Below are 7,021 nucleotides of genomic sequence, written 5' to 3' on the forward strand. Positions count from 1 at the left end.
TGATCGCGCGTTCCGGAGAGGCGCGGCGGCCGGACGGGGCGCCGCCGCTGCTGGCCGATAAGCCCGTCCCGGAGCAAGGTGCCCTGGCTTACGTGTGCCGCGGGATGGTGTGCCGGCGGCCGGTGGCAACCGTCGACGGCCTGCTGGCCGAGCTGGGCGCGGGAGCAGGCTGAGTCGGGCACTTTTCCGGACGCCCGTGGTGACCGTCAGCCGGAGTTGCCGAGCACCGCGATCATGATGGCGAGGTAATGGCAGACGAAAGCCACCACGGTGCAGGCATGGAACAGCTCGTGGAAGCCGAACCAGGTGGGAGAGAAGTTCGGCCGCTTGATCCCGTACACCACCGCACCGCCGATGTAGAGGACCCCTCCCGCACAGATCAGGACCGCCGCGGGGACGCTGGCCGCGAAGAAGTCGGGCAGGTAGAACAGCGCGGCCAGCCCGAGTGCGCAATAAACCGGGACATAGAGCCAGCGCGGCGCGTGGGGCCACAACACCCGGAACCCGACGCCGGCGATGGCGCCGGCCCAGATCAGCCACAGCAGCAAGGTGGCCTTCGCCGGTTCCAACAGTGACCAGGCCAGCGGCGTGTACGTTCCGGCGATGACCAGCATGATGTTGGTGTGGTCCAGGCGCTTGAGCACCAGCTTGACGCGGGGGCTCCAGTTGCCGCGGTGGTAGACGGCGCTGACGCCGAAGAGCAGCAGGCCCGTGACCGCGTAGACCGCGCAGGCCCATTTGGCCGCTGCCGTGGGTGCGAGCGCCACGAGGACAATCCCGGCCACCAGGGCCAGCGGGGTGGCCCCTGCATGCAGCCAGCCGCGGAACTTGGGCTTGATGTTGAGCGCGTCGGCTACCTGCTCCACGGCCCGTTCGATGGGGCCGTCCGTTGCCTCCCGCCGGGCGGCGGAATCCTCGTAGCCGCCCCGGTAAGCGGATGGCCCGGTGGCGGCGCCGTGTTCACTCATGCGGTTATTCTAGCGGCCGCCGCCACCCGTTGTTACCGGTCGGTAACAACGGGTGGCGCGGAACCGGGCGGGCGGGGGGATAGAATTCTAAGTCGTGAACGGGCGATCAGGAAGGCGGGGTGCGGTGTCTCTTCCCGGCGTCCTGTACCGCCTGTACGAGCGGCGCCTGCAGCGTTCGCTGGCGCCCGACCGGATCCCGGGCCACATCGGCGTGGTGGTCGACGGCAATCGGCGCTGGGCCAGGCTGGCCGGGGCGCCCACGCGGGAAGGCCACCAGGCCGGAGCAGACAAGATCCTGGAGTTCCTGGGCTGGTGCGGCGACCTGGGCATCAAGGTGGTTACCCTCTACATGCTCTCCACGGACAACATGGGCCGTTCGGAAGACGAATTGCGCGAACTGCTGGGTGTCATTGGCAACACTTTGGACCGGTTGGGCGAGGGCAAGAACGTGCGCGTCCATCCCGTCGGCGCGCTGGAGACGCTCCCGGCGGACCTCGCTGCCAAACTCAGCGACCTGGGGGAGCAGACCGCCGGGGTAAACGGCGTCCACGTGAACGTGGCCGTGGGCTACGGCGGCCGGCGGGAAATCGTTGACGCCGTCAAGGGCCTGCTGCGCCATGCCGCCGCGGAAGGCAAGAGCCTTGCCGACGTTGCAGATGCGTTGGCGGTCGAGGACATCTCCGGCTATCTCTACACCAGCGGCCAGCCGGACCCGGACCTGGTTATCAGGACCTCGGGCGAACAGCGGCTCTCCGGCTTCCTGATGTGGCAAAGCGCCTACAGCGAATACTACTTCTGCGAGGCCCTGTGGCCGGATTTCCGGCGCCTGGACTTCCTGCGGGCGCTCCGCGACTACGCCAGCCGGCAACGCCGTTTTGGCGCCTGACACGGCCGGCGGAGCGGACGGCGGGCCCGCGTCCTGCCCCGTCGCGCAGAATTCATTTAAACGATTTCTTCCGGGCTCTTGTGTTGCTGAATTACATCGGCGTAATTTGGGTCTATCAGTCGGCAAGACCGCAGATTGATCGGGAGGCCACCAGTTTGATGCGCACAGCGAAAGCCGCATCGGGGGAGGCCGGTTCCGGCCTGGTGGCCCTACCGTCCACGCCCCGCTTCACACAGTCGGAGCCGTCGCGCTCCGGACGGGAGCAAGCATGACCGCCAGCAAGAATCCGCATCCAGCCGCCACGACCGGACCCGGGAAGCAGCCCGCCGCTGCCACCTCGTCCGGTCGTTCTGTTTCCGCCGGGGAACGGGAAACAGCGCGGGCGTCATTTGTCCTGGACACCTCCGTGCTGCTGTCCGATCCGCGGGCACTGCTGCGCTTCGCCGAGCATGAGGTGATCCTGCCGGTGGTGGTGATCACGGAGTTGGAAGGCAAGCGGCACGACCCGGAGCTGGGCTATTTTGCCCGCCAGGCGCTGCGTCTGCTGGATGACCTGCGCGTGCAGCACGGCGGCCTGGACCAGCCCATACCGCTGGGGCCGGAGGGCGGCACGCTGCGGGTGGAGCTCAACCATGTTTCGTCCGACGTGCTGCCGGCCGGATTCCGCGGCGGCGACAACGACAGCAGAATCCTGGCCGTGGCCAAGAACCTCGCCGTGGAGGGCCGCAACGTCACCGTGGTCTCCAAGGACCTGCCCCTGCGGGTGAAAGCGTCGGCGCTGGGGCTTCGCGCGGACGAGTACCGCAACGAACTGGTCAAAGACTCCGGCTGGACCGGCGTGGCCGAGCTGGATGTGGCCGACGACGACGTGACCGCGCTGTATGGACACGAGCCGGTGTTCATCCCGGAGGCCGCGGAGCTGCCCGCCAACACGGGACTGGTGCTGCTGTCCACCCGCGGATCGGCCCTGGGCCGGGTGGGGGCCGACAAACAGGTCCGCCTGGTCAAGGGCGACCGCGACGTGTTCGGCTTGCACGGACGCTCCGCGGAACAGCGGCTGGCCATCGACCTGCTGATGGACCCCGAGGTGGGGATAGTCTCCCTCGGCGGACGGGCCGGTACCGGCAAGTCCGCGCTGGCGCTGTGCGCCGGGCTGGAAGCGGTCCTGGAGCGGCGCGAGCACCGGAAGGTGGTGGTGTTCCGGCCGCTGTACGCCGTCGGCGGCCAGGAACTCGGGTACCTGCCCGGCTCCGAATCGGAAAAGATGAATCCGTGGGCCCAGGCGGTGTTCGACACGCTCGGCGCCCTGGTTTCGACCGAAGTGGTCGAGGAAGTCATGGACCGCGGCATGCTGGAGGTGCTGCCGCTGACGCACATCCGCGGCCGCTCGCTGCACGACTCGTTCGTGGTGGTGGATGAGGCGCAATCGCTGGAGAAGAACGTGCTGCTGACGGTGATGAGCCGAATCGGCCAGAACTCCAAGATCGTCCTCACGCACGACGTCGCGCAGCGTGACAACCTGCGGGTCGGGCGGCACGACGGCATCGCCGCCGTCGTCGAAACGCTCAAGGGGCACCCGCTCTTCGGCCACGTGACGCTGACACGGTCGGAGCGCTCGCCCATCGCCGCCCTGGTCACGGAGTTGCTGGAGGGCGCCGAGATCTAGCCGGCGTTCCCATCCGTCGGCGGGAAGCGGGCTGCCGCAGCGCGGCCCGCTTCCCGCCGAAGGCAGCCGGCCGATCGTCGCCTCACCGCATCGGGGGTTGCCCCTGGCCGCGTCCTGGCAGGCGCCTGGAAACTACTGCCCGCAAGGGAAGGCCATGACGATCCGGGTGCCGGCGCCAGGGGCCGATTCAACGTGCAGCGTACCCTCGGCTTCCCGGACGGTGTCGCGCATGATCCGGAGGCCGAGGTGTTCGGCCTGCCTGGCGGCGTCAGGAGTAAAGCCGACGCCGTCGTCGACGACCTCCAGCACCACTGCATCGCCGGACTGCCTCAGCGAGACCTTGACCAGCCGGGCGGACGCATGCTTGGAAGCATTGGTCACGGCTTCACGTGCCGCCCGGTAGAGCAAATCGGGGCGGGCGAGAGCGGCGGGCTCGGGGAAGTCGATCTCCAGTTGCCAATCGGCTCCCCGTTGGCGGACCGGCACACCCAACCCGTCGAGCGCAGCCGGCAGGCCCTCGGCCGACAGGTCCGGCGGGTACAGCGTCAGGGTGATCCGGCGCAAGTCGTCGATGCTGCCCTTCACCATATTCCGTGCCAGCGCATGAAAGTCGCTGTCCGAAGCGGTCTGCTGCTGTTCGCGCGATTCCAGGCTGTAGGCCAGCCCCGCCAGATCCTGGATGACGCCATCGTGGAGGGTCCGGCCCAAACGCCGGCGTTCCTCTTCGGAGGCCGCCATCGATTTCTGCAGCAGTCCACGCCGGATTTCACTGGCCTTCCGCATGCGGCGCGCCATTCGAAGTGCCGGTCCGAGCTGGAGCAACTGCAGCACGGCCAACGCGACGAGGATGACAGGCAGGATGCCCAGCATCTCGTCCTGCATGCGGTTGATTTCGTTCGCCGGGTGAGACAGTTCGAAGATGTAGTCATTTCCATCGGCGGCCTGGGCCCGCACATACACGTTGACCAGCTCGGCGCGGCCCAGCCCAAAGATGTTGTCGTCCGGGGGATCTTCGATGACGCTGACGGGTGCATTCCCCTGCAACTGGGCCAGGAGCCGGGCCGGCAGGTCGATCTGCCGGCCGATCAGCTCATCGACGTCGGAATAGACAATCGAGCCGTCAAGATCCCGGACGGTGACCCGCAGAAGGTGGCCGTCGTCGATCATCGGGTCAACTTTGCTGTCCAATTCGGCCAGGGCCTCCGGAACCCCGGCCAGCGCCGCCTCCGTGACGTCCTGGGCGAATTGGTGGTCGACGATTTGTGCCGTGCGTTCCGCGGCGTGGAGGAGGGCATGGTCGGCAGCCAGCGAGCGGGCGACCATGATCACCGGCACCGTGACGATGATCAGTGCCGCAAGCCCCGACAGTGCGAAGCGGCGCAGGGCCGCCTGCATTTCAGAGGGCTTCCGGCGGCGGGATCCAGAGGGCTTTTCAGAGAGGATGCTGCGCCGGACCTGCGCGGCCAAGTCAACGACCATGCCCGCCGTCCAGCAGTTCCAGCCGCTGGGCGGTGGCGACGGCTTCCAGCTGTGAATGTGCGCCGAGCTTGGCCAGGATCGACTTCACGTATCCCCGGCACGTGTGCGGGGATATGCCCAGCCTCCTGGAATTCGTGCGGACATCGTTGCCTGCTGCCATGAGGGCCAATACCTGGTGCTCGCGTTTGGTCAGGGCAGGCCTGTCCGCCGCCGTGGCCGGTGGAGCGGTGACGTATCGAGTGAGCGCGGACGGGTAGACCGACATGCTGCCGGTCCTGGCGTTCCGGACCGTCTCGAGAAGCGTCGACAGGGAACCGTCTTTGGGCAGGAAACCGCAGAGACCCGAGGCGGCGGCGCGCGCCAGTACATTCAGCGACGGGTTGCCGGTCAACAAGATGATCCGTGTCTCCGGGGCAGCCTGCAGGATCTGCTCGGCCGCGCTGACCCCGTCACCGTCGGGCAGGTGGTAGTCCATGATGACCACGTCGGGCCGGGCCCGGCGGCACAAGGCAACCGCCTCGCTTACACCGGCGGCGCTGCCCACATTGACCAGATCCGCTTCCCGGTCCAGCGCATCAGACAGCAACTCCGCGAAGGTCGTGTGATCATCCACGACGGCGATGCGTAGTTTTTGCTCCCCCAAAGAGCTCACTCCAGTTCCCCAACTCAAGACACGAAGGACTTGACCCCACCTCGAGTATGCACGGCGCGCGCCGGGAAGTACATACCGGGGCCGGCGGGTCTCCCGCCCTCAGCTGGCTGCGAGCGCCTTGCGCAGGAACGAGCTGACAATGTCTCCCGCCGCCATGTACTGGGGTCCGGCCGTGGCGTCGACTGTGAAATGTTCCTTCCGGTGCCTCGCTGCGGGCGGGGTCAGCCGTTCGTTGAGCAGCAGCAGCGCCGCCAGGACTTCCGCAAGGCCGGACTGGGCGTCAGCGGTGGCCTTCAGCAGCCGCACGTGGACCTCTTGAAGGGCCGGGCCGGGGGCACAACCGAGGTCGCGGCCGAACAACCGACGGCACCGTTCGTAGGCCTGCAACCCGTCGGCATGCCGCCCGCAAAGCTCCAGGCCACGGATCAGGACTGTCCACGCCGCTTCATTCAGCGGAGAAGCAGCAACGCAGCGCTGGGCCCAGAGCACGGCTTCGTCGGGCCGATGCAAGGCCAGCGCTGCCTCCGCAGCCCACTGTTGGGCGTGCTGCACCGTCTCCGCATGGCCCGAACGGGCCTCTTCCGCCCAATCGGGAGTCAGCTCGTCGCCCAGCAGCGGCTCCGACGCGAGCGACAACGCCTCGACCAACAAGGGGTAGGCCCTCGGCGGTTCGGCAAACTCGGCGGCCCGCACCAGGGCCTGGAAGCGGTGCAGGTCGACGTCGACCATGTCCCGGTCGATCATGTAACCGCCGTTGGCCGTGCGCAGCGGTCCCGTCTTCGCGCAGCCAGGCTGCAGGTTGCGCCGCAGGATGCTGACGTAGCTCTCCAACGTGGCCAGCGCTTCACCCGGGGCGCGGCCGCCCCACAACAGGTGCACCAGCCGGTCCTTCGACATCGGCGAACCAACGTGCAACAGCAAGATTTCCAGCACCTGACGCGGCTTTGGGCCGCCCAATTTATCGGCGGTCAACACGGTCTCGCCGCGACAAATCCGCAAGTTTCCGATCATTTGCACGGCCATGGGCATGGCCCATCCACTCAATTGCTCCACGATTCCCCCTCGCAGCACGCACCCCCCAATGAGTGCACTACCATCGTGCGCTGGCTCCCCGACGGCGGGACAGCCTCGCCTGAGGGGTGCCGATACCCCTAATGTGAGGGGGACTGGGACGGCACCGGCTTTTTCCAAGGATGAATGGGGACTCTGGACTCGTAGGCTTGGCGCAGCACGGCCGGCCGGCCGGGCGCACGCCGCCGGGCCCTGGCCCCACCCCTCAACGCCAGGGCCCGGCCGCGCGCCCTGCACCGTCCGGACGACCGGAGTGCCACCGGGCGTGCTGGCCCCGGGCGGCCGAAGTGTGCTGACGC

6 protein-coding genes are annotated in these 7,021 nt (G+C 67.8%); 2 read left to right on the forward strand and 4 right to left on the reverse strand.

Translation table 11 applies throughout. The features are described 5' to 3' along the window. Positions 1-206: 206 nt before the first annotated feature. Positions 207-968 (reverse strand): PAQR family membrane homeostasis protein TrhA, encoded by a 762-nt coding sequence (gene trhA, locus AC5RV2_RS12845; protein ID WP_494092646.1) that lies wholly within the window; start codon positions 966-968, stop codon positions 207-209. A 124-nt stretch (positions 969-1,092) separates the two neighbouring features. On the opposite strand from trhA, the gene AC5RV2_RS12850 reads away from it, so the two are divergent. Both AC5RV2_RS12850 and phoH2 read left to right on the forward strand, forming a co-directional pair. Next, positions 1,093-1,854 (forward strand): isoprenyl transferase, encoded by a 762-nt coding sequence (locus AC5RV2_RS12850; RefSeq protein ID WP_494092647.1) that lies wholly within the window; start codon positions 1,093-1,095, stop codon positions 1,852-1,854. 268 nt (positions 1,855-2,122) lie between these two features. After that, positions 2,123-3,520 (forward strand): RNA 5'-3' helicase PhoH2, encoded by a 1,398-nt coding sequence (gene phoH2 / locus AC5RV2_RS12855; RefSeq protein WP_494092648.1) that lies wholly within the window; start codon positions 2,123-2,125, stop codon positions 3,518-3,520. A 132-nt stretch (positions 3,521-3,652) separates the two neighbouring features. On the opposite strand, the gene AC5RV2_RS12860 is transcribed toward phoH2, so the two are convergent. From AC5RV2_RS12860 to AC5RV2_RS12870, 3 genes are all read right to left on the reverse strand, one after another. Next, on the reverse strand, positions 3,653-4,999 hold the full coding sequence (locus tag AC5RV2_RS12860) for a sensor histidine kinase (protein WP_494092649.1): 1,347 nt from the start codon (positions 4,997-4,999) through the stop codon (positions 3,653-3,655). After that, positions 4,989-5,651, reverse strand: a complete 663-nt coding sequence (locus AC5RV2_RS12865) for a response regulator transcription factor (protein WP_494092650.1) — start codon at positions 5,649-5,651, stop codon at positions 4,989-4,991. Before AC5RV2_RS12865 ends, AC5RV2_RS12860 begins: the two co-directional genes overlap by 11 nt. Before the next feature lie 99 nt (positions 5,652-5,750). Beyond that, positions 5,751-6,680, reverse strand: a complete 930-nt coding sequence (locus AC5RV2_RS12870) for an AfsR/SARP family transcriptional regulator (protein WP_494092651.1) — start codon at positions 6,678-6,680, stop codon at positions 5,751-5,753. Positions 6,681-7,021: the final 341 nt, after the last annotated feature.

It is taken from the genome of Arthrobacter sp. Y3225116 (genome assembly GCF_059091245.1).